Origin of the sequence: Glycomyces mayteni (genome assembly GCF_042428885.1) — a bacterium.
Lineage (GTDB): Bacteria > Actinomycetota > Actinomycetes > Mycobacteriales > Micromonosporaceae > Glycomyces > Glycomyces mayteni.
In genome coordinates this window covers 1,325,999-1,352,707 of record NZ_JBHMBP010000001.1, presented here as the reverse complement: position 1 = coordinate 1,352,707, position 26,709 = coordinate 1,325,999, and the positions used below count along the sequence as shown (strand labels likewise).

The window sequence follows — 26,709 nt, the reverse complement described above, 5'->3', positions numbered from 1 at the left end:
AGGAGGCCCGGCGGATCACCGCCGGGCCTCCCCTTTCCCCGTCTTAAGCCCGCTTCTCCCAAGGGGACGGGAACGGGAACATCCGCTCCAGGAACCCGCGCACGAGCGCGTCGATCCGCGCCGCGTTGCCCTCGTTGGTGTCCACGTCGTTGAGGCAGAACGTGTCCGTGCTCCGGTCCGCCTCCAGCTCCGCGAGCCGCTCGGGCGCGCCCGGCGCGGTCACGTCGATGTACTGGAGCCGGAACGCCCCCGGCACGGCCTTGCCGGTGAACAGCGCGTAGTGGTGGTGCAGCGCCGTCGCGAAGTTGATGTTGTCGGGCGCGCGGAACCGCGACGCCGTCGTCGTGCGCACCTCGTCGGCGTACCGCTCCTCCAGCTCCTCGGCGAGGGTCCGGATCTGCGGGTGCGGCACGTGCTTGAACTTCGAGGCGATGAACCGGTCGAAGTCCGCCTCCAGGAGCGCCCGCACGTTCTTGCCCGCCGAGCTCGGCGCGGCCTCCTCGGCCTGCGGGCGGCCCAGGCCGATCTGCGCGGGCGAGAACGGCACCTTGATGATCCCGTTGGCGTGGAAGAAGTTCGAGGGCGTCGAGGGGCGGCGGAAGAACGTGTCGTCGTTGAGCACCAGGTACCGGTCCGACAGGCCCGGGATGCGGTGGAGCTGCGCCTCGATGGCCTGCGAGTTGAACACCGGGAGCACCGTCGGGTCCGCGAAGATCTCCGAGTGGTCCACGATCCGCACGCCCTGGGCCTGCGGATCGAGCCAGTGCGGGGTCTGCCCGGCGGTCACGATGTACACGTTCCTGATGTACGGCGCGAACGCGTGGAGCGAGCGCAGCGAGTACTTCAGCTCGTCGCGGCTGACGAAGTTCGAGGCGGCGGAGGCGATCTTGGAGACGCCCTCGCCGAGGTGCTCGGCGCGGCTGGCGGCCCAGACCGGGTCGTCGCCGTCGACCCACATGTAGACGGCGTCCACGGGGAAGTCCACGTCGTCCACGAGCTTGCGGTTGAACGGCTCGAACGTGTCGAACTTGCGCTCGCCGACGACGCGGTGCGCGGGGACGCGGGCCTCGGCGGGCAGCACGTCGGCGACCTCGTTGGCGCGCGGGGCGACCCAGGCCCCGGCGAACATCGCCGGGGGGATGCGGACCTTGAGCTTCTCTTGGCGCTCAAGGAACTTCGGGTCGTTCCCGAGCGCGTCGGCCTCGTCCCAGAACTCGACGTCGCAGCCGAGTTCGAGCCCGGACAGGAGCTGGCCCTGCGGGCCCAGCAGCAGGCGCCCGAAGCGCAGGACCCGCGCGGTCGCGAGGCGGCCGGGCAGCTCGCCCGCGAACGGGAACGGGCCCGCCGTGAACTCGTTGGAGATCCCGCCCTCGGGGCGGCCCACGTAGTACTCGGAGGCCCCGAAGCGCTCGCGCATCGCGGCGAGGAACGCCGCGCGGTCGCCGCCGCGGACGCCCACGACGTGGCGCAGGTGGGTCTTGCCGCGGACGAGGAAGTACCCGATCCCGGCGGCCTCGGCCGCGCCCACGACGTCCACGAGGTGCGCTTCGGCCGCGTCGGCGCCGGTGAAGGCGTCCACGACGCGCCCGACCATCGGCAGGCCGTCGGCCTCGACGGCCCGCAGGCCAGGGTCGGCGGCGAGGAGCCGGTCCTGGGTGCGGGCGGCCGCGCGGGCCTCCCGTCTGCCGCGCGCGCCCGTCTTCAGCGACCGCCGGAGCTCGCGCAGCCGCTCCCACAGCGGCGCGGGGACCGCGCGCTTGACAAGCCCTTTCACCGAACCGGCTACCACAGTTCTCCGTCCGATCGTCTACTCGAAGTCGACCATCAGGTTAACCGCTCATGGCGCGCGCGAGGACGCCCCGGGGGCGCGGCGGCCCTGGATCACGCCGGGGCGTCGCTCACGCCACTCCAGACCCTTGCGCCTCTTTGCGGGCCATCGAGGGGATCGCGGACTCGCCGAGCGCGGTCTTGCGGACCGGTTCGGCGTACGTGGCCTTGACCTCGTCGGTGAACACGCCGATGAGCTCGTCGGGCGCGAAGTCCCCGAGGTAGTACTCGCGGACCTCGGCGCGCACCGCGGCCTTGGTGTCGTGCAGCAGCAGCTCGTCGAGGACCTCCTCGATGTTCCCGGCCTTCGGGTCGAGCAGGTACGCGGCCTTCGCGAGCGGGAACTCGTCGAGGTACCGCTCGCGGTAGCCCTTCGGGTCGGTCATCGCGAACGGGCGGCCGCTGTAGAGCCAGTCGGAGGCGGTCCCGGAGATGTCGGAGATCGCGACGTCGGCGGCGTTGATGCAGTCGGTGAGCGACACGCGCGACTCGGCCTGCGCGCCCCACAGGTGCGGGCGGCCGGTCTTCGCGGCGTCGGCGGCGATGATCGACTTGATCTCCGCGGCGAGCGCGAGGTACGCGGCGTTGGTCTTGGTGTACGGGTGGGTGCGGAACACGAGCGTGATGTCGCGCTCCAGCAGCGCCTGCACGATCTTCTTGCCCTGCTTGAGGGACGAGTAGTTGACGTCGGCGGTCAGGCCGGTCCAGGTGGGCGTGTACAGGACCACCTTGCGCTCGCCCTCGGCCTTCTCGCGGTCGCCGACGCGCAGGTCGTGCAGTTGCGGGCGGCCGATCTTCTTGAACTTGTAGTTCGGGATGTCCACGCCGTACCGGTGGTACCGGTCGACCCCGGCCTGCCCGGCGACGAACACCCGGTCGTACATGAGCGAGACGGGGCTGCGGCTGATGGCCTTGTCGGAGTCGCCGTGCATGAGCTGCACGTGGAGGTACTTGTCGAGCTTGATGAGCTGCGCGTTCTTGATCGCGTGGTTGACGTAGTAGCAGGCGCGCACGCTCTCGGGGAGGATCGTGTCGAGCACCGACTGGGCCGGGACGAGCACCACGGGCGCCTCGGTGCGGGACACGATGCCGTCGTAGAGGTACCGGTCGCGGATGAGGATCAGGTACGGGTCGCCGACCTTCTCGAAGTACGGCAGCCACATGTTGAGCTGGTACTCCGAGGCGCGGGCGCCCGCGAAGTAGACGATGAACTTCGGCTGGAGCCGGGTCACGGCGGTCATGACGCGCCCGTCGACCGGGTGGGACTCGCGCCGCCGGTGGAAGTACCCGGAGAGGAACGCCTGGCCGGTCCAGCCGAACGAGGCGAGCGCGAGCAGCAGGAACACCCAGTCCACCGCCGCCGAGTAGCCGGCGGGGACGGCCGCGGCGGCGACGTACGCCAGGCCCAGGGCGCTCATGATGCGGACGATCACCGGCGGCGTGGACCAGCGCTCGCGGGTGCTGCGCTCGACGTCGAGGTTGACCGAGAGCAGGTAGCCGACGTTCAGCGCCCGGTCGACGATGTCGGAGGAGACGGCGAACAGGGCGATGAGCACCCCGGCCGCCAGGAGGGGCCACCGCTCGAACCCGCTGACCTGCCACACCGCGACGAGCACGGCGGTGGAGGCGACGATGCGGGCGGCCCGGAGGTTCGCGATGTTCTCGGTGGTCCGGCGGGCCACGCCCGCGAACGCGACGAGCGCGAGGAGGAGCGGCGGCCACGGGGCCTGCCAGGCGGTGAGGGCCAGGGCCAGCGCCGCGGCCCCCGACGCGGTGGGCAGGAAGGTCCGTGACTTGAGCAGCTTCTTCAACAACTTGGCGTGCCTTTGCTCGAATGGTCGGTGTCGTGGTGATGCTGGGGGGCGTCGGCGACGGTGCCACGCGGGTTCGGGGCGGCCTTCGAGGGCGGGACGGGGGCGGGGCCTACTTGAACGCGCGGTTGACGCTGTTGAGGTCCTCGGCGAAGTCGACTTCGATGACGTTGTGCGCGGAGATGTCGACGGCCTCGAACTTGACGCCGTCCTTCGCGATGGCGAGCTCGATGCCGCCCTCGAAGTAGTCCTGGTCGTCGACCTCGGCGAGGCGCTTGGCGACGAGCGCGCGGTCGTCGGCGGAGACGTAGTTGATGCCCACGGCCTCGCCGAGGGCGCCGTCGTGGACCTGCTTGGAGAGCTTGGCGATGTAGCCGTCGGCGCCGAGGGTGTACTTGACCTCCTCGTCGGAGACCTTCGCGGTGTTGACGGCGACGAACGAGTGGTCCATGGCGATGTGCGGGAGGAGCACGTCGAGGACCTGCGGGTCGAAGACGACGTCGCCGTTGAGCCACAGGACCCCGCCGGGGCCGAGGATGCTGAAGGCCTTGAGGAGGCTCTTGGAGGTGTTGGTGTCGCCGTAGGCCTGGTTGTAGATGAAGCCGACGTCGGGCACCTCCTCCATGATCATCTCCTTCTTGAAGCCGACGACGAGGTGGATGGAGTGGCGGCTGAACCGGGAGGTGAGCAGGCGCAGCGAGCGGCCGAGGATCGTCTCCCCGGTGTTCAGGGGCGTCAGGGGCTTGGGGTGCGGTTTGCCGAGCCGGGAGCCGACGCCGGCCGCGAGGATCACGATGTTCGTGGACATGTCGAGTGCCACCTCGTTCGGTTTAGGTGCTGGATTGGTGCAGTTTACCTAGCTGAACGGCCGGTGACGCAGTCGCCAACGCAAGGTTTACGTGACCGTCACATGAGAATCCGCTGATCATGCGGCCCGTGACCGGGGCCCGACCGGCGGTGACCGCACCGGCGTTTCCGGGGCGCGGCTCACGGCGCTCCGAGGAGCGCCGCGGCGATGCGGAGGTCCTCCGGGCCGGTCACCTTGAGGTTCCGCTCGGCGCCCTCGACGATGCGGACGGGCACGTCAGGGCGGTAGCGCAGGACCACGGAGCAGTCGTCGGTGGGCGTGAAGCCGGGGTCGGCGGCCGCCGCCTCGTGCGCGGCGGCGATGAGCCCGAGCCGGAAGCCCTGCGGGGTCTGGACGCGGGCGAGCCGGGCCCGGTCGGGGACGGCGGTGATGCGCCCGCCCTCGGTCTCCACGACGGTGTCGGACGACGGGACCGCGGCGGTCACCGCCTCCCATTCGTCAAGGGCCGCAGCGACATCGGCGATGATCCGGCCGGTGACGAGCATCCTCGCGGCGTCGTGGACGAGCAGCTTCGCACCGGGTCCGGCGGCCTCCTGGGCCCACCGGATCGCCGCCACGGAGGAGTCGGCGCGGGTCGCCCCGCCGCCGATCACCGCCGAGAGTTTTGTCACATTTGCGGCTTTGGCTATGTTCCAGGCCGCTTCGTGGTGGCCCTCGGCCATGACGAGCACGATCCGGTCCACCGCCGCGCTCGCCTCGAACGCCTCCAGGGTGTGCCGCAGCACGGGCTTCCCGGCGACGTCGAGGAGCTGCTTGGGCAGGCCGGCGCCCATGCGGGCGCCGGTCCCCCCGGCGAGCACGGCCGCGATCGTCGGTTCACTCGGCACAGCGCGTCTCCAAAGGCTCGGGGGCGGGTCGCCGCTCAATCTACAAGCGCCCGCTCCGGCTCAGGCGCGGGCGCGCGCGACCTTCTCGAACACGGCCACGTGGAGCCCGACGACCTCGCCGGGCTCGTACCGCTTCGCGGTGGACCGGCCCGCGTCGGCGAGCTTGCGGCGCAGCCGCGGGTCGCCCATGAGCCGGCGCAGCGCGTTCGCGAGCGCGGTCGGCTTCATCGGCGGCACGAGCAGGCCGTTCTCCTCGCTCTGGATGATCTCCAGCGGCCCGTGCTTGACGGCGCTGCACACCACCGGCAGCCCGGCGGCCATCGCCTCGACGATGACGAGCCCGAACGGCTCGAACCGGGAGGGGATCGCCGCGATGGAGGCCTTCTCCCACTCGGCGTCGAGGGGCGTCACGGGCCCGGGCAGCTCCACGCGGCCGTCGAGGCCGAGCTCGGCGATCATCGCCAGGAGCTTGTCCTTGTTGGGCCCGCGACCGAAGATCTTGAGCCGCCACTCCGGGAACTCCTCGGCGACCTGCGAGAACGCCTTGACGAGCGTGTCGAAGCCCTTCATGCCGGTGAGGCGGCCGGCGGTCATGATGAGCGGCTCGGCGAGCTCGGCGGCGGGCCGGGAGCTCGGCGGGATCGAGTTGGGGATGCACGCGATCTTGTCGCCCAGGCCGGGGAACGCCTCGTGGTAGACGGCGGCGTCGGCCTCGGTGATGGTGACGATCGCGTCGAGCTTGGGGTACTGGGCCTCGATGCGCTTGCGGACCTCGGGCCGGTAGTGGTCGAGGTACATGTGCTCCTGGGCGACCATGGCGTACTTCTCGGGGCGGCCGTACTCGGCCATGTACAGGTTCACCGACACCTGCGTGCCGACCACGACATCGGTCTCGGCGCCTTCGAGATAGCGCTTGACGCGCAGGTCGAGGAGTTTCGAGGACTCGCCCTGGTTGTTCACTTTGTCGACGTCCAGGAATGAATGCCGCTTCGCCTGCCAGCGCTCGACGAATGAAAGGCGCTCGCCGCCCTTCTCCGGAGTGCGGGTGTCCCACAGATTGACCACTGTGATGCGTGGGTCGATGGTGAAGTCGGATTTCTTCTTGTGTCTGACGAATGATGCGATCGTCACGTCGTGACCGAGGTCTACCAGGGCTTCCGCGGTGTTGAGGGTGGTCTTGATGGTACCGCCGATGCCCCAGATGTTACGGACCAGAAATGTGATTCGCATGTACTCGAAACCCGCTTTCGAAGAATTGCCGTCTTCAGCCACATCGGACGATCGTCGCTCCGCATCGAGCGGTGTCCGCAAAGCCTTGACGCGCCGGACCCCGGACGAGGTTGCATCCAAGCAGAAATTAGTTTACGAACGGTTGAACCGTAGGGGGACGCGCCGAGGCGGGACGTGGCCGGGCGCATTCGGGTGTCAGACATGCCACATATCGGCGAAACCCGACCACTCGGGCAAAGCGGAGGCCCGGCCCCGTCAACCGGGGCCGGGCCTGTGGTCCGGGGCCGCTACTCGGGCTTCTGCGCGGCCTTCTTGGCCGCAGCCTTCTTCACCGCGGCCTTCTTGGCCGCGGTCTTCTTCACGGCGGCCTTCTTCACCGCCGTCTTCTTGGCGGCCGTCTTCTTCGCGGCGGTCTTCTTGGCCGCCTTCTTCGCGGTCTTCTTCGCCGGGACGACGCCCGAGGCGACCTTCTCGCGCCGCTCGGCGAGCAGCTCGGCCGCGCGGTCGATCGTCAGGTCCTCGACGGAGTCGGTCTTGCGGATCGACGCGTTCGTCTCCCCGTCAGTCACGTACGGGCCGAAGCGCCCGTCCTTGAGCGAGACCTCCTTGCCGGTGACCGGGTCGGGCCCCAGCTCCTTGAGGAGCGTCTGCGCCCGCTGCTGGCGCCCGCGGGTCTTCGGCTGCGCGAGCAGCTTCTCGGCCTCTTCGAGGGTCAGCGAGAACAGCTGCTCCTCCCGGTCGAGCGAGCGGTAGTCGCGGCCCTTCTTCACGTACGGCCCGTGCGGGCCCAGGCCCGTGCGGATCTCCTCGCCCTCGGCGTCCTTCCCGACCAGGCGCGGCAGCGTCAAGAGCCGCACGGCGTCGTCGAGGGTGAGCTCCGAGAGCTTCTGGCCCGTCAGCAGCGACGAGGACTTCTCGCCCGACGTCACGTACGGCCCGTACCGGCCGCTCTTGGCGAACACCGGCTCCCCGGTCTCGGGGTGCGTCCCCAGCTCGCCCTCGGCGGACCCGAGCTCGTACAGCTCCTCGACCTTCGCCTCGGTCAGCTCGTCGGGGGCCACCGACTCGGGGACCGAGACGCGCTCGCCGGGCTCCCCGGCCTCGGCCTGCGCGGGCGTGGTCCGCTCCAGGTACGGCCCGTACCGGCCGACCCGCGCCACGACCTGCCGCTGCTGGGCGTCGGTGTACAGGGGGATCGAGTTGACCTGGCGCGCGTCGATCTTCGCCAGCTCCTCCTCGACCATGTGCCGGAGCCCGCCCGAGGCCGCGACGGTCCCCTCCTTGTCCTCGCCGCCGAAGTAGAACTTGCGCAGGAACTCCTCGCGGGACTCCTGCCCGGCGGCGACGCTGTCGAGCTCGTCCTCCATCCCGGCGGTGAAGTCGTAGTCCACCAGGCGCGGGAAGTGGCGCTCCAGCAGCCCGACGACCGCGAACGCGCGGAACGCGGGCACGAGCGCCTGGCCCTTCTTGAAGACGTACTCGCGGTCCTGGATGGTCTGCATGATCGAGGAATAGGTGGAGGGCCGGCCGATCCCGCGCTCCTCCAGGGCCTTGAGCAGGCTCGCCTCGGTGTAGCGGGCGGGCGGCTGCGTGGTGTGCCCGACGGCCTCCAGGCCGCGCTCGGCGAGCGCCTGGCGCTCGGCCAGCTCGGGGAGGCGCTTCTCCGCGTCGTCCGCGTCGCCCTCCTCGATGGACTCGACGTAGGCGAGCAGGAAGCCCGGGTTCGTGATGGTCTTGCCGGAGGCCGCGAAGTCGGCCTCCTCCCCCGCCTCGGTGACGCCGCGGGTCCGCACCGACGTGGAGTTCCCGGTCGCGTCGACCATCTGCGACGCGAGCGTGCGCCGCCAGATGAGCTCGTACAGCCGGTACTCCTCGGCGGAGAGCTGCCCGCGCAGCTCCTGCGGGGTCGCGAAGCGGTCCCCGGCGGGCCGGATGGCCTCGTGCGCCTCCTGCGCGTTCTTGACCTTCCGCGCGTAGGAGCGCGGCTCGGCGGGCACGTACTGCGCGCCGTACAGCTCGGCGGCCTGCGCCCGGGCCGCGCTGATCGCGGTCGCGGACAGGTTCGTCGAGTCGGTCCGCATGTAGGTGATGTGGCCGTTCTCGTAGAGCCGCTGGGCGACCCGCATGGCCTGCGCGCTGGAGAGCCGCAGCTTGCGCCCGGCCTCCTGCTGGAGCGTCGAGGTGATGAACGGGGGGTACGGGCGGCGCCGGTACGGCTTCTTCTCGACCTTGAGGACGGTGAAGCCGCGCCCCTCCAGGCGTCCGGCCAGGCCGCGCGCGCCCGCCTCGTCGAGGTGGACGACGTTGCCCTTCACCTTGCCGGTGGTCGGCTCGAAGTCCTTGCCGGTGGCGACCCGGTCGCCGTCGACGGCGATGAGCCCGGCCTTGAACGACTGGCCGTCGGCGGTGGCGAGCTCGGCGGTCACGTCCCAGTAGTCGGCGGCGCGGAACGCCATGCGGGCGCGCTCGCGCTCGACGACGATGCGCGTGGCCACGGACTGGACGCGCCCGGCCGACAACCGCGGCATGACCTTCTTCCACAGGACCGGGCTCACCTCGTAGCCGTAGAGCCGGTCGAGGATGCGCCGCCCCTCCTGGGCGTCCACCAGGTCCTGGTTGAGCTCGCGCGGGTGCGCGGCCGCGTCGAGGATCGCCTGCTCGGTGATCTCGTGGAAGACCATCCGCTTGACGGGGATCTTCGGCTTGAGCACTTCGAGGAGGTGCCACGCGATGGCCTCGCCCTCGCGGTCCTCATCGGTGGCGAGCAGGAGCTCGTCGACCTCCGCGAGGTAGCCCTTGAGCTTCTTCACATGGGCGGAGCGGTCGGGGTTGACGATGTAGAGCGGCGCGAAGTCGTTGTCGACGTCGACCCCCAGCCGCGACCAGGCCTTGTCCTTGTACTTGGCGGGGATCTCCTTCGCCGACCGCGGCAGGTCGCGGATGTGACCCAAAGAGGAGTCGACGATGTAGCCGGGGCCGAGGTACGCGGAGATTTTCTTGGCCTTCGTCGGCGACTCCACGATGACCAGGCGTTTGATGTCCGGCACTGCTCCCACCGTTCACTCGGAAAATGCACTCGAATCGTTACGGTAGCTCACGCTTCCGCACTGCGTCCCCTGAGTATGGGTGTGCCCCGTTCCGATGGAACGGGGCACACGCCGGTTCAACGACCCGGAAAGCTAGCCGACCTCGACCGACTCACGCTGCTCCGGGGTGCGGGCTTCCCCCGCCTCCACCACCGAGGAGCGGCGCTTGGAGACGACGATCGCGGTCACGAGCGCGGCCACGGCCAGGCCCGCGATGATCCAGCGGATCGGGCCGCCGGCCTCGTCGCCGACGCCGTCGACCGTGTAGACCACGACGGCGGGGGCGATGATGAGGCTCACCAGGTTCATGACCTTCAGCAGCGGGTTGATGGCCGGGCCCGCGGTGTCCTTGAACGGGTCGCCGACGGTGTCGCCGATGACCGCCGCGGCGTGGGCCTCGGAGCCCTTGCCGCCGTGCGCGCCGTCCTCGACGTCCTTCTTCGCGTTGTCCCAGGCGCCGCCCGAGTTCGCGAGCATGACGGCCATGAGGACGCCGCACGCGATCGCGCCGGCGAGGTACGCCGCGAGCGGGCCCACGCCGAGGCCGAAGCCGACGGCGATGGGCGCGGTGATCGCGAGCAGGCCCGGGGTGACCAGCTCGCGCTGGGCGTCGCGGGTGCAGATGTCCACGACGCGGCCGTACTCGGGCCGCTGCGTGCCCTCCATGATCCCGGGGAAGCGCGCGAACTGGTCGCGGACCTCGTTGACGACGGACCCGGCGGAGCGGGCGACGGCGTTGACGGCGAGGCCGGAGAACAGGAACACGACGCTCGCGCCGATGATGAAGCCCACGATGTTGACCGGGTCGGCGATGTTCAGCGTCTCGAACAGCGCGCCGCCCGCGAGGCCCTCGGAGGCCACCGCGTCGGTGTAGGACCCGAACAGGGCGGTCGCGGCCAGGACCGCGGTCGCGATCGCGATGCCCTTGGTGATGGCCTTGGTGGTGTTGCCCACCGCGTCCAGGTCGGTGAGGGTGCGCGCGGCGTCGCCCTCGACGTCGCCGGACATCTCCGCGACGCCCTGCGCGTTGTCGCTGATGGGCCCGAAGGTGTCCATTGCGACGATGACGCCGACGGTGGTGAGCAGGCCGCAGCCCGCGAGCGCGACCGCGAACAGGGAGACGAGGAAGACCCCGCCGCCGAGCAGGTACGCGCCGAGGACGGCCGCGGCGATGGTGAGCGCCGTGTAGACCGCCGACTCCAGGCCGAGCGAGAAGCCCGACAGGATGTTCGTGGCCGCGCCCGTGCGGGTCGAGGCCGAGACGGTCTTCGTGGGCTTGTACCGGGTGTCGGTGTAGTAGCCGGTGAGCGCCAGGATCGCGGCGGCCAGGGCGATGCCGATGAGGACCGCGACGATCGCGAGGACCTGCGGGTTCACCGGGATGTCGGCGATGTCCTCGGCGGAGATCTTGCCGCCGAGCTCGGACCACGACGTGGGGACGTACCAGACGACGGCCGCCGCGGTCAGGGCCGCGGCCGCCACCGCGGAGATGTAGAACGCGCGGTTGATCGCGGTCAGGCCCGAGGCGTCGGAGGCGCGCATGCGCGTGATGACGACGCCGAGGATCGCGACGACGATGCCGACGGAGGCCACCAGCAGCGGCAGGATCAGCCCGGTCTCGCCGAACGCGGCGCGGCCGAGGATGAGGCTCGCGACGAGCACGACGGCGTAGGACTCGAACAGGTCCGCGGCCATGCCGGCGCAGTCGCCGACGTTGTCGCCCACGTTGTCGGCGATGGTCGCCGGGTTGCGCGGGTCGTCCTCGGGGATGCCCTGCTCGACCTTGCCGACGAGGTCGGCGCCGACGTCGGCGGCCTTGGTGAAGATGCCGCCGCCGACGCGCATGAACATGGCCAGGAGCGCGGCGCCGAAGCCGAAGCCCTCCAGGACCACCGGCGCGTCGGCGTTGTAGATGAAGACCACGACCGAGGCGCCGAGCAGGCCCAGGCCCACGGTCATGAACCCGACCACGCCGCCGGTGCGGAAGGCCAGGTGCATCGCGGTGGTCGGCTTGCCGTCGCGGGCGGCCGCGGCCACGCGCACGTTCGCGCGGGTCGCCATGCTCATGCCCGCCCAGCCGATGAACGAGCTGAACACGGCGCCGACGATGAAGAACACGCTCCGTCCGACGCGGACGTCCGTGCCGCCTTCGGCCGGGAGCAGGAACAGCAGGACCACGGCGATGACGACGAAGATCCCCAGGGCCTTGAACTGGCGGTTCAGGTAGGCGGAGGCGCCTTCCTGGACGGCGCCGGAGATCTCGCGCATCTTGTCGGTGCCGGTCCCGGCGCCCAGGATGCTCTTGACGAGCGCCGCGGCGCCGCCGAGCGCGATGAGCGCCAGCACGGCCGCGAGCACGACGAGGCTGAGGTTCGCGCCTTCCAGCGCGCCTACGCTCTCGTCGCCGTTGGCGAGCAACGTATGCATGTAGTTCCTCCATAGAAAAGAAGCAGCGCAGGCAGGGCGCGCTCCTTCGCAGACACGTAGGGGGCCGCTCCGGGGAAGCGGGCGGCCGGTGCCGCGCTTGGCGACGCGGCTGACTTAACGTGCGGAGTGTAACGAGATGAGGGCTTTCGGAGTGGGTTCGGTCACGCGCCCCCGCGGGGGTGTGCAGGACCTCAGTGGTCGGACTGCGAACCGGACCCCGGCAGCGGCCACGACATGCTGACGGTGGTCCCCCCGTCGGCGTCGGGACCGGTCACCACCAGGTCTTCGACCAGCCCGCCGAGGACGATGAGGGTGATCTCCTCGGAGAGGGTGTCCTCTTCGAGCGCGTCGTGATCGTTCGCTCGCGCATCGCCGCCGACGGTGCCCGCGCCGACCCGGTCCCCGGAGCGCGCGCGCAGATCCTGCGCGTTGTCGGTGATTTTCGCTACAAAACGATCACCGATCGAAAACTCTACGCGCACGAGGTCGCGCAGACCGCGGTCCCTGTGCCGCAGGACCGCGCGCGTGCACGCCTCGCCGACGGCCTGGCGCACCTCGTCGAGGAGCCCCGTGGCGACGCCCGAGCGGGCCGCGACGTCCGCGGCGACGAGCCGCGCGGCGCGCACGTAGGCGGCGGCGGGGGTGAAGGCGAACCTGACCGTCGCGGGCTCCGGCCGCCTTCCACCGGTGCGGTCGTGCCTGGAGCCGTTCACTCGCCGGGCACCGCTTCCCTCACGTCGAGGACCTTGTCCAGGCCGGTGAGGTCGAGGAGCTTGCGGATGCGGGGGTTGGCGCACACGACCACGAGGCTGCCCCCGGCGTCGGAGAGGCGGCGGCGGGCGCCGATGAGGACGCCCAGGCCGGTGGAGTCGCAGAACTCGGTGGGCGTCAGGTCGATGGCGACCCGCATGCGCCCCTCGGAGGAGAGCTGTCGGACGGCTTCGCGAAGCTGCGGCGCGGTGTACATGTCGATCTCGCCGGTGACGCTGATGACCGCGTAGTCGCCGACGGTCGAAAGGCCCAGCCCCAGTTCGGGCTCGGGCGCCCCGTCGCCTGAAGTTCCCCTCACGCCGTCTCTCCTAGCTGGCTGGAGTGTGTCTTGGCCCATAAGCGTACTGCGTTCCGAGTGGACAGGAGCCGGGAGCGTATGACCGATATGCGGGCGGGCACTGTCGCCGGAGGCCGGGTGTCGGCCCGTTGCGGCATCATTGCAGGATGTCAGCCGACCAGCTCATCGCCGCCCTCGACTCCGAGGACGGCGGGGTGCGCCACCTCCGGAAGCTCCCCGCGCGGGCCTCCGTGCGCGCCGCCTGGCCCGAGTGGGTCCCCGACGAGGTCCGCAAAGCCTTGGGGGACACCGGGATCACGCTGCCGTGGCCGCACCAGGCCGAGGCCGCCACGCACGCCTTCGAGGGCCGCGACACCGTCATCGCCACCGGCACCGCCTCCGGGAAGTCCCTCGCGTACCTGCTGCCGCTGCTCACCGAGGCCGCCGCCGACGGGCCCGGCCGCACCCTCTACCTCGCCCCCACCAAGGCCCTCGCCGCCGACCAGGCCCGCGCCGTCGCCGAGTTCGACGTCCCCGGGCTCATCCCCGCGATCGTCGACGGCGACACCCCGTTCGAGCACCGCCAGTGGGCGCAGCGGTTCGCGAACCTCGTCCTGTCCAACCCCGACCTGCTCCACCACTCGCTGCTCCCCCGCCACCGCATGTGGCGCTCGCTGCTGAAGGACCTCAAGTACGTCGTCGTCGACGAGTGCCACGTCTACCGCGGCGTCTTCGGCGCCCACGTGGCCCTGACGCTGCGGCGCCTCCTGCGCCTCGCCGAGCACTACGGCGCCAGCCCCGTCGTCATCGCCGCCAGCGCCACCGCCGCCGACCCCGCGGCCTCGCTGTCGGTCCTCACCGGACGGCCCGCGACCGCCGTCACCGTCGACTCCTCGCCCTCCCCGGGCGCCACGGTGGCCCTGTGGGAGCCGGTGACGTACGAGGTCGAAGGGGAGCCGCAGCAGGCGTCCACGCTCTCGGAGACCGCGCGGATGCTCGCGCAGCTGGTGCGCCGCGGGGTGCGCACGCTCGCGTTCGTGCCCTCCCGCCGCGGCGCGGAGATCGTTGCGGCCGAAGCGAAGTCGCGGCTCGGCGCGGACCCGGCGGCGGGCCGCGTCGCCGCGTACCGGGCCGGGTACCTGCGCGAGCACCGCCGGGACCTGGAGGCGGACCTGCGCGAGGGGCGCCTGCTCGGGGTCGCGACGACGAACGCCCTGGAGCTGGGCATCGACGTGACGGGCCTGGACGCGGTGCTCCTGTGCGGGTATCCGGGGCGCCTCGCCTCGTTCTGGCAGCAGATCGGGCGCGCGGGCCGCGGCGACACCGAGGCGCTCGCGGTGATGCTCGCGAAGGACGACCCGCTCGACACGTTCCTGGTGCACCACCCGGAGGCGATCTTCGACCGCCCGGTGGAGGCGTCGGTGTGCGACCCGTCGAACCCGTACGTGCTCGCCGGGCACCTGTGCCTGGCCGCCGAGGAGCTGCCGCTCAAGGAGTCCGACCTCGCGTCGATCCCCGGGAGCAAGGCCGTTGCCGACGAGCTGTGCGAGCAGAAGCTCCTGCGCAAGCGGGCCGGGGGCCGGTACTACTGGGTCGGCTCAGAGCGCCCGGAGGTGACGCTGCGCGGGTCGGGGCCGATGGGCGTGGACATCGCGGAGACGAGCACGGGCCGGCTCATCGGCACGATCGACGCGGCCGCCTCGCACCGCCTCGTCCACCGCGGGGCCCTGTACCTGCACCAGGGCGAGTCGTACCTCGTGGACGACCTGGACCTGGAGGAGGGCCTCGCGCTGGTGCACGCGGCGAAGCCGCCGTGGACGACGAGCGCGCAGGAGATCACGCACCTGGAGATCCTCGCGGAGCGCGAGCGCCTGGAGATGGGCGACGTGACGCTGAGCCTCGGGGAGGTGGAGGTCACGTCGTGCGTCATCTCCTACCAGCGCCGCCGCCTGCCCTCGGGCGAGGTGATCGACACGCAGCAGCTCGACCTGCCGCCGCAGACGCTGCGCACCGTCGCCGTGTGGTGGACGGTGGACCCGGAGTCCCTCGACGGCCTGAAGGACCTCGCGGGCTCGCTCCACGCGGCCGAGCACGCCTCGATCGGCCTGCTGCCCTTGATCGCCACGTGCGACCGGTGGGACATCGGGGGCCTGTCCACGGCCGCGCACATGGACACCGAGCTGCCCACGGTGTTCGTCTACGACGGCCATCCCGGGGGCGCGGGCTTCGCCGAGCAGGCGTTCCGCAAGTGGACGGACTGGCTTCAAGCGACCCGCGAGGCCATCGCCGGGTGCGACTGCACTTCGGGGTGCCCCTCGTGCATCCAGAGCCCCAAGTGCGGCAACGGCAACGAGCCGCTGAGCAAACCGGGGGCGCTGACGCTCCTGAAGAAGGTCCTGGCGGCGGCCGAGGGCCCGGTCACCGCGAAGACCTTCGCCGAGAAGGCCGAAGGGCCGGAGGACGACCTCTGGCCCGGCGACTTCTAGCTACCCCGCGACGCGGTTGAGGCTCGCGCTCAGGTGCGGGCTCATCGGGTGGCCCTCGGCGGCCATCTCCTGCGCGTACATGAGGGCCCCTTCGACGATCCCGTAGAGCCGCTTGCCCGCGGTGACCTCCTTGGCCTGCGGGCTGCGGACCACGGCGTCGGTGGCGATCTCGATCCTGGTGCCGTCGACGTGCCCGTAGTACAGGTCCAGCACCCCCGTCGGGTGCGCCAGGAGCACCTCGATCTCGGGCTTCTTCGGGTCCTCGCCCTTGACGACGCGCCACCAGCCGGTCTCCTGCGCGGCGGGCCGGACCGGCTTCCCGTCGGGGTCGACGATCCACGAGCGCGAGTGGTAGCGCAGGAACGGGCGGCCGTCGTGGAGGAACGACGCCTCCTGCGCGAACAGGAAGTCCTCGGACCCCGGGTACCCGCCCTGCCCGCGCCCGCGCCAGCGGCCGACGAGCGGCAGGAGCGGCAGCAGGTCGTCGTGCAGGTTCGGGCCCTGCCTGAGGTCGTCGGTCTCCTCGAACGGGTAGGGCTCGACCTTCTCGAAGGTCGAGGCGAACTCCGCCGGTACTTCGCGCTCGCTCATTTGTTCCTCGCGGTTCGGATGGTCCAGTAGCCGAGCGCGCCCGCCATGGCGCCTGCGGCGATGACGAGCGCGGCTGTCAATGCCGTCTCCACGGCCACCACTTTACGTCCGCACCTCGCCGTTCGGCCGATGCGATGGCAAGATGTTGTCCATGACTACACCTGGACCCTTCGACAACTGGCTCTCGGACATGGACGGCGTGCTCGTCCACGAGGGGGTGCCCGTCCCCGGCGCCAACACGCTCATCGAGAAGCTCCAGTCGGCGGGGAGGGGGTTCCTCGTCCTCACCAACAACTCGATCTACACGCCGAACGACCTTCATGCGCGCCTGAAGAAGTCGGGTCTGGACGTACCGGCGGGGAACATCTACACCTCGGCGATGGCGACTGCTGACTTCCTGCACTCGCAGCGCCCGAAGGGCTCGGCGTACGTCATCGGCGAGTCGGGGCTGACGACCGCGCTGCACGAGATCGGGTACGTGCTCACCGACTTCCGCCCCGACTACGTGGTCCTGGGCGAGACCCGCCGCTACGACTTCGGCGCCTTGACGACCGCGGTGCGGCTCATCAAGGCCGGGTCGCGGTTCATCTGCACGAACCCGGACACGACGGGCCCCTCGCTGGAGGGCATCCTCCCCGCGTGCGGCGCGATGGCGGCGATGATCACTGCGGCGACCGGCGCGGAGCCGTACTTCGTGGGCAAGCCGAACCCCCTGATGATGCGGAACGCGTTGCGGCGCATCGGGGCCCACTCCGAGTCGACCGTGATGATCGGCGACCGCATGGACACCGACGTGCTCTCGGGCCTGGAGGCGGGCCTCGAAACGGTCCTCGTTCTGTCGGGGGTCACTGACAGTATGGAAGAGGTCGAGCGCTACCCGTTCCGGCCCAACCACGTCAAGGACTCGGTCGCCGACCTCATCGACTGGATCGAGTGAGCCGAGCCAGCAAGGAGCAGCCCCATGCCTCCCGGTCAACGCCCCGCCGCCAGGACCCCCCGCACCCGCCACGAGGACGACGCGCCGCCCGCACCCCAGCGAGCCCCGCGCGAGGCCCCCGTCCGGGAGGCCCCGCAGGCCCAGGCCGCCCCCCGCCAGCAGGCCGCGCCGCGCACCCCGCGCGAGGCCGAGTCGAAGCTCTCCGGCCCCGAGGCCCGCATCCTTGAGTTCGAGGCGCGCTGGTGGCGCGCCTCGGGCGCGAAGACGCAGGCCATCGCCGACGAGCTGGACCTCACCCCCGAGCGGTACTACCAGCAGCTCGCCCGCCTCATCGACCACCCGGAGGCCGCCGCCGAGCAGCCCGCGGTCGTGCGCCGACTCCGGGCGGCCCGCGACGCGAGGCGCGCCGCGCGCTAGACCGCGCTGCCGGAACCGCTGCGCCTCAGCAGAACTGCGAGGGCGAAGCCCTCACTGGTCCGGGGTGCGGGTGGGGTGACGGGTGTGGGTCACCCAGAACCACACGGCCCCGGCGACGAACACCGCGAGCCCGCCGAGCACCGACGCGGGAGGCAGGCTCGCGGCCACGAGCAGGCACCCGGCCAGCCCCAGCCACGGCAGCGGGGCCCGGGTGTCGAGCGTGGCCGCGGCGGCGTTCGCCACCGCGTAGTAGATCAGGACGCAGAACCCCGAGAACCCGATCGCCCCCGTCAAGTCCATCGTGGACACCATGACGAGGACGACGGCGCTCGCGGCGATCTCGGCCGCCCACGGGACCCCGAACCGCTCCGAGACCGCCGCCAGCGGCCCCGGCAGCCGCCCGTCGCGGGCCATCGCCAGCGCCGTCCGCCCGATCCCCGCCAGCAGACTCAGCAGCACGCCCGCGGTCGCGATCCCCGCGCCGACCGCCACCAGCGGCTTCACCGCGGGGGCCGCGGCACCCGCGAGGTCGGCGAGCGGCGCGTCCGACTCCGCGAGCGTCCCCGCCCCGAGCACGCTCAGCGCCGTCACCGCGACCGCCGCGTACACGACCACCGTGGCGCCCAAGGCGATCGCGATGGCCCGCGGGATGGTCTTCTCGGGCCGCGACACCTCCTCGCCCAGGGTCGCGATGCGCGCGTACCCGGCGAACGCGAAGAACACGAACCCGGCTGCCGTGAGCACGCCCCACGGGTGCGTGTCCCCCAGCGGCCGGGCCGCGACCGGGCCGGTGAGCCCGGCCGCCACGACCGCGGCGAGGACCGCGACGGTGATCGCCGCGAACACCGCCGAGGCGAGCGCGGTCCGCTTGACGCCCAGCAGGTTCACGGCGCAGAACGCGACGACCGCGGCCGCCGCGAGCGCCCGCGGATGGTCCGGGAGCAGGTACGCGCCCAGCGTGAGGGCCATCGCGGCCCCGGAGGCGGTCTTCCCGACCAGGAAGCCCCAGCCCGCGGCGAACCCGGCGGCCGGGTGCAGGCGCACCGTCCCGTACACGTACGCGCCGCCCGACTGCGGGTGCAGCGCGGCGAGGCGGGCCGAGGACCGGGCGTTGCAGTACGCGATGATCGCGGCGACCGCTAGCGCCGCAAGGAGTCCGGGGCCCGATCCGGCGGCGCGTGCGGCGGGCGCCCAGACGGTGAAGACCCCGGCGCCGAGCATCGAGGCGAGGCCGATCGCGACGGCTGAGAACAGGCCGAGGCGGCGCTGGAGGGGCGGCCGCGCTCGCGGCGGAGTGGGCATGCCGAGACGATACCGCGCACGGGTTTCCGCTCAGGGGCGGCGATATCGCCGCTCGGGTTCGAGCCAGAGCGGCAGGGGGACGGTCGTCCAGTGGACGCGCTGCATGACCCTGATGAGGGCCAGGCCCATGAAGAGCCCCGCGATCGAGTCGGTGAGCCAGTGGAACCCGAGGTACGTCGTGGAGAAGAACACGATGGCGACCGGCGCGGTGAGCAGGAGCCGCCGCTGCCAGGTCTTGAGGACCGCGCCGGTGAGCATCACCAGGAGCCCGTACCAGATGAGCGTGTTCACCACGTGCCCCGAGGGGTACGCGCCGACCGCGGTGTCCCCGAGGTCGCCGAGCTCGGACCGGTCGGGGTAGTACAGGAGCGCCTGCGCGGCGTCGGCGTACGGCCCGGGCTCGGGGCGCGGCCAGTGCGGGTAGATCCGCGGGAACGCGAGCTTGAGGACGAGCACGAGCGCGGTGAGGATGTACGCGCCGAAGAACATGACCACGGGCCGCACGGTCTGCTTGAAGTAGCCGATGATCGCGGCGATGCCGAGCGCCAGTCCCGAGAGGAACCCGCCCTGGCCGAGCTTGTTGGTCTGGACCAGGAACCAGTCGAACCAGGGGGGCCGGTGCGCGTCGGAGAAGTCGCGGACCCAGATGTCGAGGTCGATCAGGGGGCTGTGGAACGCCGCGAGCCACGTGCACAGCGCGAATCCGGCGGTCAGGAGGATCTCCGGCCACCACGAGACCGGTCGCCGCACGACGAACGGCTCCCAGCCCCCTGGGGCGATTCGACCGATGCGCTGCCTGATGCCCGTCACGGGCGTAAGCCTAGCGACGCCGGATCGGGGACCGGACCGCATGTCGGAACGCGTGAGGGGCGCCCGCGGTCCGCGGGCGCCCCTCACGAGAGTGCTTACAGCTCGGCGACGTCGGCCTGCTTGGCGCGGACGGCCTCGGCGGCCTCCTTGAGGTTCGCCAGCTCGCCGTCGGTGAGGGGGGTCTCGACGACCTCCTTGACGCCCTCGGCGCCGATCTTGGCGTTGACGCCCAGGTAGACGCCGGAGATCCCGTACTCGCCGTCCACCCACGCGCACACCGGGAGCACCGCGCCGGAGTCCTCGGCGACGGCCTTCGCCATGCGGGCGGCCGCGGCCGACGGCGCGTAGTACGCGGAGCCGGTCTTGAGCAGGGCCACGATCTCGGCGCCGCCGTTGCGGGTCTTGGTCACCAGCTCCTCGACCTTGTCGGCCGGGAGGAGCTCGGCGAGCGGCTTGCCGTCGACCGAGGACTGCGAGGGGACGGGCACCATGGTGTCGCCGTGCGAGCCGAGCGTCAGGGTCGTCACGGACTTGACGGGGACCTGGAGCTCCTCGGCCACGAAGTTCGTGAAGCGGGCGGTGTCGAGCATGCCCGCCTGGCCCAGGACCCGGTTCTTGGGGAAGCCGGAGGCGAGCTGCGCGAGGGCGGTCATCTCGTCGAGCGGGTTCGAGACGACGATGATGACGGCGTTCGGGGAGTGCTTGACCAGGTTCTCGGTGACGCCGCGGACGATGCGGGCGTTCACTTCGAGGAGGTCCATGCGGCTCATGCCGGGCTTGCGGGGGAGCCCCGCGGTGATGACGATGACGTCGGACCCGGCGGTCTTCTCGTAGCCGTTGCCGTCGTTGTCGGTCGTGGCCCCGACGACCTTGGTCTCGAAGCCCTCGATGGTGCGGGACTGGTTCATGTCCAGGGCGATGCCCTCGGGCTTGCCCTCGACGATGTCGGTGAGGACGACCTCGTCGAAGACGTCGTACTCGGCCAGGCGCTGGGCGGTGGTGGAGCCGTAGAAACCGGCGCCGACGACCGTGACCTTCTTACCCATCGAATGCTCCTCTGCATCTCTAGGAAACTCTGCGCGAATGCCTGTGGGCTGCCGCAGGCTGGTTGCTGCCGGTAGGGGCTACGCGAGCGTAACCAGGACCGTTCCCCCACGCTATGACCCTGGTCTCGCCCAGCGCATCCGGCCCCTCACCGGGTGGCGGGCGCCTCTGATCCGGCACTTCGGACGCGTGCGGGGACGGCTCGCCGCCCCGTTCTATCCTGGTGCCGTCCGAACCGGAGGGAACCGCACGTGTCCGTGTCGATCGCCGTCGTCTCCGCCGCCGCCGCGGGCCTGGTCGCCCAGCTCGTGGACGGCGCCCTCGGCATGGGCTTCGGCACCGTCTCGGCCGCGCTGCTGACCGGGATCGGCCTCGCGCCCGTCGTGGCCGCCGCCGCGCTCGCCTCCGCGTCCCTGGTCGCCGGGACCATGTCCGCGGCCGCGCACACCCGCTTCGGGAACGTCCACTGGCCCACCGCGACCCGCCTCGCCGCCGCCGGTTCGGCCGGCGGCTTCGTCGGGGCCTGGGCCCTCGCGTCCCTCGCCGGGCTCGACGGCGCGACCCCCGTCGCCAGCGCCGCGCTCATCGCGGTCGGCGCGGTCCTCGCCTGGCGCGGCTACCGCGGCAGGCTCCCCCTCGGCGCGGCCCGCACCGGCTTCACGCTCCCCACCGGCCTCGTCGGCGGCTTCGCCGGGGCCGTCGCGGGCGGCTGGGGCCCGGTCACCGTGCCCGTCCTCATGGCGGTCTCGCGGCTCGAACCCCGCCGCGCGGTCGGCTCGGCCGCCGTCGGCCAGGCCGCCGCCGCCGCGGGCGCGCTCCTCGGCTTCTGGATCTTCGCCCCGCAGTCCCTCGCGGTCGGCATGCCCCTCGCGGAGGGCCTCGCGATCGGCGGCGCGCTCGCGGCCCCGTTCGCCGCCTGGCTCACCGGCCGCGTCCCGGCCGCGCAGCTCACCGCCACGATCGGCATGCTCGCCGTCGCCCTCCACCTCCGCGCCCTCCTCGCCGACGTCCCCCTCCCCTGGCCCGCCGTCGCGGGCGCCTACCTCCTCCTCGCCGCCCTCTGGGCCCTCGCCCTCACCGGCCCCCGCAGACGCACCGCGCCCCACATCCCCGAGCAGCGCCCCGAACGCGTCGAAGCCGGGGCATAGCGAAAGGCGGGCCCCGCAGGACCCGCCTCCGCTCTCAACTCGCTAGAACGCGTTGCCGCGCTGCAACTCCCGCGCGATGACGATGCGCTGGACCTGGTTGGTGCCCTCGTAGATCTGGGTGATCTTGGCGTCGCGCATCATGCGCTCCAAGGGGAAGTCGCGGGTGTACCCGTAGCCGCCGAGGACCTGGACCATGTCGGTGGTGATCTGCATGGCGGCGTCGGAGGCGAAGCACTTGGCGGCGGCGCCGAAGTAGGTGAGGTCGCCGTCGCCCCGCTCGGAGCGGGCCGCGGCGGCGTAGGTGAGCTCGCGGGCGGCGCTGATCTTCATGGCGGCGTCGGCGAGGAGGAACTGGACGCCCTGGAACGCGGCGATCGGCTTGCCGAACTGCTCGCGCTCGGCGGCGTAGGCCGTCGCGGCGTCGAGCGCGCCCTGGGCGATGCCGAGGGCCTGCGCGGCGATGGTGACGCGGGTGTGGTCGAGGGTGCGCATGGCGAGCGAGAACCCTTGGCCCTCTTCGCCGATGAGCCGGTCGGCGGGCAGGCGCACGCCGTCGAAGTAGACCTCGGCGGTCGGGGAGCCCTTGATGCCGAGCTTCTTCTCGGGCTTGCCGAAGGAGACGCCCGCGTCGTTCTTCTCGACCACGAACGCGGAGATCCCCTTGGGGCCCTTGCCGGGCTCGGTGACGGCGAAGACCGTGTAGTACTCGCTGACGCCCGCGTTGGTGATCCAGCGCTTGACGCCGTTGAGCACCCATTCGTCGCCCTCGCGCACGGCCCGGGTCGTCATCGAGGCGGCGTCGGAGCCCGCCTCGGGTTCGGAGAGGCAGTAGGAGAACATGGCGTCCCCGGCGGCGACCGGCGGCAGGTAGCGGCGCTTGAGCGCCTCGGAGCCGTCGAGGAGGACCGGGAGGGACCCGAGCTTGTTGACCGCGGGGATGAGCGAGGAGGAGGCGCACGCGCGGGCGACCTCCTCGATGACGATGGCGGTGCCGAGCGCGTCGATGCCGGCGCCGCCGTACTCGGCGGGGATGTGCGGGGCGTGGAGGTCGGCGGACTTGAGCGCCTCGTAGGACTGCTCGGGGAACGTCGCGGTCTCGTCGGCCTCGGCGGCGTGCGGGGCGACCCCGGCGTCGCAGACCGAGCGGGTCGCGGCGCGGATGTCGTCGTACTCTTCTGGCAGCTGGTACGGGGTGAACCCGGTGGACATCGATGGCTCCCGGCAGTGTCTGTCAGCGATTGTTACTCGTCGGTAATACAGGGCGAGTGTAGCCCATGGAGTGGCCGCCCGGTGACGGCCGACACCGTGAATTATCCGCGGCTTCCCCGCAACGTCATCCGAAGTTCAAGCGTGGAGCTGAATATACGATGGCGCAGGCCATAGGGACGTTCACGTACAATTCGAGGTCGCCGCGCGATGCGGGATCATGTGTACGGGCGCCGCAGCACCCCGGACCCGCACCGACCAGCACTGCACCGATCTACAGACAGGGCACGCATCTGATGGCCAACGCGAACCAGACCCCCTCGCAGAACCCCACGACCCGGCCCCGCATCTCGTTCCTGGGCTGCGGCTACCTCGGGGCGACCTACGCGATCTGCTTCGCGGAGCTGGGCTACGAGGTGATCGGGTACGACGTCGACACCGCGAAGATCGAGTCGTTCGCGTCCGGCACCGTCCCCTTCCACGAGCCGGGCCTGCCCGAACTGCTGAAGAAGAACCTCGAATCGGGCCGCCTGCGGTTCACCACCGACGTCGGCGCCGTCGCCGACTTCGCCGACGTCCACTTCATCTGCGTGGGCACCCCCCAGCGCAAGGGCGAGCACGGCGCGGACCTGTCCTACATCGAGGCGGCCGTGGTCGACCTCGCGCGGCACCTGACGCGCAAGGTCCTCATCGTCGGCAAGTCCACCGTCCCGGTCGGCACCGCCTCCTGGGTCCAGGAGCTGGTCGACCGCCACGCCCCCGAGGGCCTGGGCGTCGAGGTCGGGTGGAGCCCGGAGTTCCTCCAGGAGTCGAACGCGATGCACGACGTCCTGCGCCCCAACCGGATCGTCTACGCCGCCCAGTCCGAGTGGGCCTCGCAGCTGCTCAAGGACGTCCACCGCGGCATCCTGGAGCTCGCCGCGGTCGAGGACCGCGAGGTACCGGTCGTGGAGACCGACCTGGCGACGGCGGAGCTGGTGAAGGTCGCGGCGAACGCGTTCCTGTCCACCAAGATCTCCTTCATCAACGCGATGGCCGACCTGAGCGAGGCCGCCGGGGCCGACGTGGTCGACCTGGCCCGCGCGATCGGCTACGACCAGCGCATCGGCAACAAGTTCCTGCGCGCGGGCATCGGCTTCGGCGGCGGCTGCCTGCCCAAGGACATCCGGGCGCTCTCGGCGCGCGCCGGGGAGCTGGGCGTGGGCGAGTCGTTCCGGTTCCTCGACGAGGTCGACGCCGTGAACACCCGCCGCCGCACCCACACGGTGCGCTCGGTGGCGAACCTGGTGGGGCGCACGCCGGGCCCGAACGGGCCGGACCTGTCGGGGGTGCGCATCGCGTACCTGGGCGCGACGTTCAAGCCCGACACCGACGACATCCGCGACTCCCCCGCCCTTGACATCGCCCGCCGCCTGCGCGCGGCGCGCGCCGACGTGGTGGTCTACGACCCGGAGGGCCTGGAGAACGCGAAGGCGTTCGCGCCGGAGCTGTCGTTCGTAAAGACCCTCGCCGAGGCCGTGGCGGGCGCCGACGTGGTGTGCGCGATGGTCCCGTGGGAGGAGTTCCGCACCCTCGACCCCGAGGCCCTCGGCCGCCAGGTCTCCGAGCGCCGCCTCCTCGACGGCATGAACGCCTACGACCCGGAGCAGTGGCGCAAGCACGGCTGGACTTATCAGGGCATCGGCCGCTAAAAGCCCTAAAGGCCACATTTCGGACTCTAAAGGGACCCCTGGCTCAATACTGACACAGGGGTCCGACAAGAACACTTTCGCACAAGTCGCGACGAACCCTCGCGACCAGCCGCGCCCGGTGCGCGCCGCGCGGTTCAGGTCGCGGTGTTCACCCGCGTGAACGGCCACGCGTGCGGGGGCCGCGCGATGAGCTCCTCCGGCGGGTCGGGAAGCCGCCGCGGCGGCTCGTCGGCGACGGCGATCACGACGACGCGGTCGCCCGAGACGAAGACCTCGGTGCGCACCGCCGGGTCGGCAATCGCGCGGACGCCTTCGTCGAGGACCCAGCGCAGCAGGGCCGCGCCGCGGCCCTCGGCGGCCTTGGCCTCCCACATCAGGGTGTCCACCGGCTACTCCTCGTCCCCAGGTTCGGCAGTGGACCCATTGTCCCCCAAGCCGTCCCAGCGCCGCGCCTTGGCGTGGTCGAGCCCGAACTGGTCGAGGGTCCGGGCCACCACGTGGTCCACGATGTCGTCGATGGTCTCGGGCCGGTTGTAGAACGCGGGCACCGGCGGGAGCACGACCGCGCCCATGCGCGAGAGCGCGAGCAGGTTCTCCAGGTGGATCTCCGAGAGCGGCGACTCGCGGGCCAGGAGCACCAGGCGCCGCCGCTCCTTCAGCGTCACGTCGGCGGCCCGCCCGATGAGACCCTCGGTGTACCCGGTGCGCACGGCCGCGACGGTCTTCATCGAGCACGGCGCGATGATCATCCCGTCGGTGCGGAACGACCCCGAGGAGATCGGCGCGGCCTGCTCCGAGGCGCCCCACGTGAAGTCCGCGAGCGCCGCGACCTCAGCGGGCGAGTAGGGGGTCTCCAGGCGCAGCGTCGTGCGCGCCCAGCGGCTCATCACCAGGTGCGTCTCGACCCCGCCGGCCGCGCGGAGCGCTTCGAGCAGGCGCACCCCGAACACCGCACCCGTCGCACCCGTCATTCCCACGACCAGTCGCATCGCCACTCCTCGAATCACCGGACAGATGGCCCGGGACACCTACAATCACGGCATGGGACGCCACAAGTTCGGCATTGCCGCCGCGCTGCTCGCGCTGCTCCTGCTCGCCTGGATGTGGCCCGAGGGCGACGCGCCGCCCGCGGGGACCCTGACCGCGACCGAGCCTACCGGGAGCGAGGCGCCCTCGTCCGCCGCCGAGGACGCCGGGGAGTCCGCCGACACCGGGAGCGACGGCGCGCAGGACCCCGGGACGACCGGCGCGGAGGACCCGGCCGAGACGAGCGGGTCCCCGTCGCCCTCGTCCGAGGCCCCCGAGGCGCCGTCGTCGGCGCCCGCCGTCGAGCGGGCCGCGAACACGTACGACGGCCCCCTGGGCACCCGCAACCACACCGGGGACGACTCGGTGGCCCTGACCTTCGACGACGGCCCGTCCCCGGAGTGGACGCCGCAGGTCCTCGACATGCTCCGCGAGCGGGGCATCAAGGCCACGTTCTGCGTCATCGGCGCCTACGCGGAGTCCTACCCCGAGCTGGTCGCGGACATCGTCCGCGAGGGCCACACGCTGTGCAACCACTCCTGGTACCACGAGTTCGACCTCGGCACGTGGAGCGAGGCGGAGATCCGCGCGAACCTCCAGCGCACCAACGACGCCATCACCAAGGCCGCCCCGGGCGCGACCGTCGAGTACTTCCGCCACCCCGGCGGGCAGTGGACCGACCGGGCCATCGCGGTGGCCGCGGACATGGGCATGGAGTCGCTGCACTGGGCCGTGGACCCCTCGGACTGGGACAACGCGACGACGGAGTCGCAGATCAAGGACCGCGTGCTCGACGCGACGAAGCCGGGCGCGATCATCCTGCTGCACGACGGGGCGTCGAACCAGAAGGACATGTGCGGGGCGCTCGGGTCGATCCTCGCCGAGTTCGAGCGCCGCGGCTACACGTACTCGGCGCTGTAGACCCGG

22 protein-coding genes are annotated in these 26,709 nt (G+C 71.5%); 6 read left to right on the top strand and 16 right to left on the bottom strand.

Features of this window, described 5'->3' with window-relative positions; genetic code table 11:
- Positions 1-43: 43 nt before the first annotated feature.
- The 9 genes from ACFFXY_RS06190 to ACFFXY_RS06150 form a co-directional block, all read right to left on the bottom strand.
- Entirely contained in the window at positions 44-1,774 is a 1,731-nt protein-coding gene (locus tag ACFFXY_RS06190; protein ID WP_382347090.1) for a stealth family protein, read from the bottom strand.
- Positions 1,775-1,898: 124 nt separating this feature from the next.
- On the bottom strand, positions 1,899-3,641 hold the full coding sequence (locus tag ACFFXY_RS06185; protein WP_382347088.1) for a CDP-glycerol glycerophosphotransferase family protein: 1,743 nt from the start codon (positions 3,639-3,641) through the stop codon (positions 1,899-1,901).
- Between the two features lie 109 nt (positions 3,642-3,750).
- Positions 3,751-4,446, bottom strand: a complete 696-nt coding sequence (locus ACFFXY_RS06180) for a phosphocholine cytidylyltransferase family protein (RefSeq protein ID WP_382347085.1) — start codon at positions 4,444-4,446, stop codon at positions 3,751-3,753.
- 179 nt (positions 4,447-4,625) lie between these two features.
- Complete coding sequence (gene ispD, locus ACFFXY_RS06175) at positions 4,626-5,333, bottom strand: 2-C-methyl-D-erythritol 4-phosphate cytidylyltransferase (protein WP_382347083.1); 708 nt, start codon at positions 5,331-5,333, stop codon at positions 4,626-4,628.
- A 60-nt stretch (positions 5,334-5,393) separates the two neighbouring features.
- Complete coding sequence (locus ACFFXY_RS06170; RefSeq protein WP_382347080.1) at positions 5,394-6,464, bottom strand: glycosyltransferase; 1,071 nt, start codon at positions 6,462-6,464, stop codon at positions 5,394-5,396.
- A 386-nt stretch (positions 6,465-6,850) separates the two neighbouring features.
- Positions 6,851-9,610, bottom strand: a complete 2,760-nt coding sequence (gene topA, locus ACFFXY_RS06165; protein WP_382347077.1) for a type I DNA topoisomerase — start codon at positions 9,608-9,610, stop codon at positions 6,851-6,853.
- A gap of 132 nt (positions 9,611-9,742) precedes the next feature.
- Entirely contained in the window at positions 9,743-12,076 is a 2,334-nt protein-coding gene (locus ACFFXY_RS06160; RefSeq protein WP_382347074.1) for a sodium-translocating pyrophosphatase, read from the bottom strand.
- 191 nt (positions 12,077-12,267) lie between these two features.
- A complete protein-coding gene (locus ACFFXY_RS06155; protein WP_382347071.1) occupies positions 12,268-12,789 on the bottom strand; it encodes an ATP-binding protein in 522 nt (173 codons plus the stop codon).
- Entirely contained in the window at positions 12,786-13,145 is a 360-nt protein-coding gene (locus ACFFXY_RS06150; protein WP_232014141.1) for an STAS domain-containing protein, read from the bottom strand. The genes ACFFXY_RS06155 and ACFFXY_RS06150 overlap by 4 nt, the downstream gene beginning before the upstream one ends.
- 146 nt (positions 13,146-13,291) lie before the next feature.
- Between ACFFXY_RS06150 and ACFFXY_RS06145 the strand changes: the two genes are divergently transcribed.
- Positions 13,292-15,610, top strand: coding sequence for a DNA 3'-5' helicase SftH (locus tag ACFFXY_RS06145; RefSeq protein WP_382347067.1), 2,319 nt, complete (start codon positions 13,292-13,294; stop codon positions 15,608-15,610).
- Here ACFFXY_RS06145 and ACFFXY_RS06140 read toward each other — a convergent pair whose 3' ends face one another.
- Complete coding sequence (locus ACFFXY_RS06140) at positions 15,611-16,201, bottom strand: heme-binding beta-barrel domain-containing protein (RefSeq protein ID WP_382347064.1); 591 nt, start codon at positions 16,199-16,201, stop codon at positions 15,611-15,613.
- Between the two features lie 151 nt (positions 16,202-16,352).
- Between ACFFXY_RS06140 and ACFFXY_RS06135 the strand changes: the two genes are divergently transcribed.
- Both ACFFXY_RS06135 and ACFFXY_RS06130 read left to right on the top strand, forming a co-directional pair.
- Complete coding sequence (locus tag ACFFXY_RS06135) at positions 16,353-17,138, top strand: HAD-IIA family hydrolase (protein ID WP_382347061.1); 786 nt, start codon at positions 16,353-16,355, stop codon at positions 17,136-17,138.
- Between the two features lie 24 nt (positions 17,139-17,162).
- Positions 17,163-17,555 carry a DUF3263 domain-containing protein gene (locus ACFFXY_RS06130; RefSeq protein WP_382347058.1) on the top strand — a complete coding sequence of 131 codons (393 nt, stop codon included), beginning with the start codon at positions 17,163-17,165 and terminating at the stop codon, positions 17,553-17,555.
- A 51-nt stretch (positions 17,556-17,606) separates the two neighbouring features.
- Here the strand turns inward: ACFFXY_RS06130 and ACFFXY_RS06125 are convergent, their stop codons facing one another.
- The 3 genes from ACFFXY_RS06125 to mdh form a co-directional block, all read right to left on the bottom strand.
- Positions 17,607-18,857, bottom strand: a complete 1,251-nt coding sequence (locus ACFFXY_RS06125) for an APC family permease (RefSeq protein ID WP_382347055.1) — start codon at positions 18,855-18,857, stop codon at positions 17,607-17,609.
- A 30-nt stretch (positions 18,858-18,887) separates the two neighbouring features.
- Positions 18,888-19,667: a phosphatase PAP2 family protein gene (locus ACFFXY_RS06120; protein ID WP_382347052.1), complete on the bottom strand. Its 780-nt coding sequence runs from the start codon at positions 19,665-19,667 to the stop codon at positions 18,888-18,890.
- Positions 19,668-19,762: 95 nt separating this feature from the next.
- Positions 19,763-20,713 carry a malate dehydrogenase gene (gene mdh, locus ACFFXY_RS06115; protein WP_382347049.1) on the bottom strand — a complete coding sequence of 317 codons (951 nt, stop codon included), beginning with the start codon at positions 20,711-20,713 and terminating at the stop codon, positions 19,763-19,765.
- Positions 20,714-20,962: 249 nt separating this feature from the next.
- Here mdh and ACFFXY_RS06110 point away from each other — a divergent pair, with 249 nt between their 5' ends.
- Positions 20,963-21,859, top strand: a complete 897-nt coding sequence (locus ACFFXY_RS06110) for a TSUP family transporter (protein ID WP_382347046.1) — start codon at positions 20,963-20,965, stop codon at positions 21,857-21,859.
- A 42-nt stretch (positions 21,860-21,901) separates the two neighbouring features.
- On the opposite strand, the gene ACFFXY_RS06105 is transcribed toward ACFFXY_RS06110, so the two are convergent.
- Positions 21,902-23,068, bottom strand: coding sequence for an acyl-CoA dehydrogenase family protein (locus ACFFXY_RS06105; protein WP_382347043.1), 1,167 nt, complete (start codon positions 23,066-23,068; stop codon positions 21,902-21,904).
- Positions 23,069-23,361: 293 nt separating this feature from the next.
- On the opposite strand from ACFFXY_RS06105, the gene ACFFXY_RS06100 reads away from it, so the two are divergent.
- Complete coding sequence (locus tag ACFFXY_RS06100) at positions 23,362-24,756, top strand: UDP-glucose dehydrogenase family protein (protein ID WP_382347040.1); 1,395 nt, start codon at positions 23,362-23,364, stop codon at positions 24,754-24,756.
- Between the two features lie 134 nt (positions 24,757-24,890).
- Here ACFFXY_RS06100 and ACFFXY_RS06095 read toward each other — a convergent pair whose 3' ends face one another.
- Positions 24,891-25,142 carry a hypothetical protein gene (locus ACFFXY_RS06095; protein ID WP_382347037.1) on the bottom strand — a complete coding sequence of 84 codons (252 nt, stop codon included), beginning with the start codon at positions 25,140-25,142 and terminating at the stop codon, positions 24,891-24,893.
- A 3-nt stretch (positions 25,143-25,145) separates the two neighbouring features.
- Entirely contained in the window at positions 25,146-25,745 is a 600-nt protein-coding gene (locus ACFFXY_RS06090) for a UbiX family flavin prenyltransferase (protein ID WP_382347033.1), read from the bottom strand.
- 52 nt (positions 25,746-25,797) lie between these two features.
- Between ACFFXY_RS06090 and ACFFXY_RS06085 the strand changes: the two genes are divergently transcribed.
- A complete protein-coding gene (locus tag ACFFXY_RS06085; RefSeq protein WP_382347030.1) occupies positions 25,798-26,703 on the top strand; it encodes a polysaccharide deacetylase family protein in 906 nt (301 codons plus the stop codon).
- The last annotated feature ends 6 nt before the right edge of the window (positions 26,704-26,709 follow it).